General features: G+C 50.7%; 2 tRNA genes and 2 rRNA genes. All 4 read right to left on the bottom strand.

What is annotated here, in order from left to right:
* Window positions 1-48: 48 nt before the first annotated feature.
* A 5S ribosomal RNA gene (gene rrf / locus AACY52_RS28185) occupies window positions 49-164 on the bottom strand.
* A 156-nt stretch (window positions 165-320) separates the two neighbouring features.
* Window positions 321-3,212: ribosomal RNA gene (locus AACY52_RS28180) — 23S ribosomal RNA — on the bottom strand.
* 249 nt (window positions 3,213-3,461) lie between these two features.
* Window positions 3,462-3,537: transfer RNA gene (locus tag AACY52_RS28175), tRNA-Ala, on the bottom strand.
* A gap of 30 nt (window positions 3,538-3,567) precedes the next feature.
* A tRNA-Ile gene (locus AACY52_RS28170) sits at window positions 3,568-3,644 on the bottom strand.
* Window positions 3,645-3,651 lie beyond the last annotated feature (7 nt).

Below are 3,651 nucleotides of genomic sequence, written 5' to 3'. Positions count from 1 at the left end.
AAAACAAAACCCCTGTTTGCGTTAGCAAACAGGGGTTTCGGAATTTAATCTTGACGATGACCTACTCTCACATGGGGAAACCCCACACTACCATCGGCGATGCATCGTTTCACTACTGAGTTCGGGATGGGATCAGGTGGTTCCAATGCTCTATGGTCGTCAAGAAATTCGGGTACTGAGTCGTGACCACATGGCCTCGCTTCAGCAAATTGGGTATGTGATAGCTTTCGGTGTTTTCGTGAGATCGAACTTTCGGTTCTATCGTCTTCACACACCGCAATCTGATGCTCGTTAGAGTAGTCAAATTGCTTGGGTGTTATATGGTCAAGCCTCACGGGCAATTAGTATTGGTTAGCTCAACGCCTCACAGCGCTTACACACCCAACCTATCAACGTCGTAGTCTTCGACGGCCCTTCAGGGGACTCAAGGTCCCAGTGAGATCTCATCTTGAGGCTAGTTTCCCGCTTAGATGCTTTCAGCGGTTATCTATTCCGAACATAGCTACCCGGCAATGCCACTGGCGTGACAACCGGAACACCAGAGGTTCGTCCACTCCGGTCCTCTCGTACTAGGAGCAGCCCCTCTCAAATCTCAAACGTCCACGGCAGATAGGGACCGAACTGTCTCACGACGTTCTAAACCCAGCTCGCGTACCACTTTAAATGGCGAACAGCCATACCCTTGGGACCGGCTTCAGCCCCAGGATGTGATGAGCCGACATCGAGGTGCCAAACACCGCCGTCGATATGAACTCTTGGGCGGTATCAGCCTGTTATCCCCGGAGTACCTTTTATCCGTTGAGCGATGGCCCTTCCATACAGAACCACCGGATCACTAAGACCTACTTTCGTACCTGCTCGACGTGTCTGTCTCGCAGTCAAGCGCGCTTTTGCCTTTATACTCTACGACCGATTTCCGACCGGTCTGAGCGCACCTTCGTACTCCTCCGTTACTCTTTAGGAGGAGACCGCCCCAGTCAAACTACCCACCATACACTGTCCTCGATCCGGATAACGGACCTGAGTTAGAACCTCAAAGTTGCCAGGGTGGTATTTCAAGGTTGGCTCCACGCAGACTGGCGTCCACGCTTCAAAGCCTCCCACCTATCCTACACAAGCAAATTCAAAGTCCAGTGCAAAGCTATAGTAAAGGTTCACGGGGTCTTTCCGTCTAGCCGCGGATACACTGCATCTTCACAGCGATTTCAATTTCACTGAGTCTCGGGTGGAGACAGCGCCGCCATCGTTACGCCATTCGTGCAGGTCGGAACTTACCCGACAAGGAATTTCGCTACCTTAGGACCGTTATAGTTACGGCCGCCGTTTACCGGGGCTTCGATCAAGAGCTTCGCGTTAGCTAACCCCATCAATTAACCTTCCGGCACCGGGCAGGCGTCACACCCTATACGTCCACTTTCGTGTTTGCAGAGTGCTGTGTTTTTAATAAACAGTCGCAGCGGCCTGGTATCTTCGACCGGCATGAGCTTACGGAGCAAGTCCTTCACCCTCACCGGCGCACCTTCTCCCGAAGTTACGGTGCCATTTTGCCTAGTTCCTTCACCCGAGTTCTCTCAAGCGCCTTGGTATTCTCTACCCAACCACCTGTGTCGGTTTGGGGTACGGTTCCTGGTTACCTGAAGCTTAGAAGCTTTTCTTGGAAGCATGGCATCAACCACTTCGTTAACTAAAAGTTAACTCGTCATCAGCTCTCGGCCTTAAGATCCCGGATTTACCTAAGATCTCAGCCTACCACCTTAAACTTGGACAACCAACGCCAAGCTGGCCTAGCCTTCTCCGTCCCTCCATCGCAATAACCAGAAGTACAGGAATATTAACCTGTTTTCCATCGACTACGCTTTTCAGCCTCGCCTTAGGGACCGACTAACCCTGCGTCGATTAACGTTGCGCAGGAAACCTTGGTCTTTCGGCGTGGGTGTTTTTCACACCCATTGTCGTTACTCATGTCAGCATTCGCACTTCTGATACCTCCAGCAAGCTTCTCAACTCACCTTCACAGGCTTACAGAACGCTCCTCTACCGCATCACCTAAGTGATACCCGTAGCTTCGGTGTATGGTTTGAGCCCCGTTACATCTTCCGCGCAGGCCGACTCGACTAGTGAGCTATTACGCTTTCTTTAAAGGGTGGCTGCTTCTAAGCCAACCTCCTAGCTGTCTAAGCCTTCCCACATCGTTTCCCACTTAACCATAACTTTGGGACCTTAGCTGACGGTCTGGGTTGTTTCCCTTTTCACGACGGACGTTAGCACCCGCCGTGTGTCTCCCATGCTCGGCACTTGTAGGTATTCGGAGTTTGCATCGGTTTGGTAAGTCGGGATGACCCCCTAGCCGAAACAGTGCTCTACCCCCTACAGTGATACATGAGGCGCTACCTAAATAGCTTTCGAGGAGAACCAGCTATCTCCGAGCTTGATTAGCCTTTCACTCCGATCCACAGGTCATCCGCTAACTTTTCAACGGTAGTCGGTTCGGTCCTCCAGTTAGTGTTACCCAACCTTCAACCTGCCCATGGATAGATCGCCCGGTTTCGGGTCTATTCCCAGCGACTAGACGCCCTATTAAGACTCGCTTTCGCTACGCCTCCCCTATTCGGTTAAGCTCGCCACTGAAAATAAGTCGCTGACCCATTATACAAAAGGTACGCAGTCACCCAACAAAGTGGGCTCCCACTGCTTGTACGCATACGGTTTCAGGATCTATTTCACTCCCCTCTCCGGGGTTCTTTTCGCCTTTCCCTCACGGTACTAGTTCACTATCGGTCAGTCAGTAGTATTTAGCCTTGGAGGATGGTCCCCCCATATTCAGACAAAGTTTCTCGTGCTCCGTCCTACTCGATTTCATGACTAAGAGATTTTCGCGTACAGGGCTATCACCCACTATGGCCGCACTTTCCAGAGCGTTCCGCTAATCTCAAAGCCACTTAAGGGCTAGTCCCCGTTCGCTCGCCACTACTAAGGGAATCTCGGTTGATTTCTTTTCCTCAGGGTACTTAGATGTTTCAGTTCCCCTGGTTCGCTCCATACACCTATGTATTCAGTGTAAGGTAACCATCTTATGATGGCTGGGTTCCCCCATTCAGACATCTCCGGATCAAAGTCTGTTTGCCGACTCCCCGAAGCTTTTCGCAGGCTACCACGTCTTTCATCGCCTCTGACTGCCAAGGCATCCACCGTATGCGCTTCTTCACTTGACCATATAACCCCAAGCAATCTGGTTATACTGTGAAGACAACATTCGCCGAAAATTCGATAATACTCAATACAGAGTAACTCACAAATTTTACCTTAGCCTGATCCGTCACCAGTGAAAGTAACGTTCAGTCTATCTTTCTATCACATACCCAAATTTTTAAAGAACGATCTAATCAAAGACTAGAAATCAACATTCACCATCACAACAATGGAATGCTCATTTCTAAGCTTTCATAACGTAGAAGCAGTAGTGGTGGAGCCAAACGGGATCGAACCGTTGACCTCCTGCGTGCAAGGCAGGCGCTCTCCCAGCTGAGCTATGGCCCCGTATTTCTACAGGCGTTTCCCACACAAAATTGGTGGGTCTGGGCAGATTCGAACTGCCGACCTCACCCTTATCAGGGGTGCGCTCTAACCAACTGAGCTACAGACCCAATTTCG

This window comes from Pseudomonas sp. EA_65y_Pfl1_P113 (assembly GCF_963970525.1).
GTDB classification, from domain to species: Bacteria; Pseudomonadota; Gammaproteobacteria; order Pseudomonadales; family Pseudomonadaceae; genus Aquipseudomonas; species Aquipseudomonas tritici.
Note: the sequence above shows the minus strand (reverse complement) of the source record. Positions and strands in the feature narration are given on the sequence as shown.